Origin of the sequence: Pseudomonas sp. 10S5 (assembly GCF_035019745.1) — a bacterium.
GTDB lineage: Bacteria > Pseudomonadota > Gammaproteobacteria > Pseudomonadales > Pseudomonadaceae > Aquipseudomonas.
On sequence record NZ_JASJVL010000070.1, the window covers coordinates 1 to 227 of the forward strand.

Here is a 227-nt window from a genome sequence, read left to right on the forward strand (position 1 = left end):
TTTGCCTGGCTGGTGTCGCCGTCCGCATCCTTGAGGGTGTAGGTGAACGTATCAGTGCCATTGCCTCCATCATGCAGCTTGATGAAACTCGGATCATGGGGATTGAGGGTGTAGGTGTAAGAGCCATCCACCGCCAGCACCAACGTGCCATATGTACCGACAAAAGTACCGCCAACAATCGGACCGCTCGGAATGCGATCAGCGCCTTGGATGTCGTTGGTCAGCAC

1 protein-coding gene is annotated in these 227 nt (G+C 55.5%); it reads right to left on the minus strand.

From position 1 onward, the window contains the following. Positions 1-227 (minus strand): Ig-like domain-containing protein (locus tag QN378_RS23425; protein WP_323551274.1); only part of this gene is annotated, 227 nt, incomplete at both ends.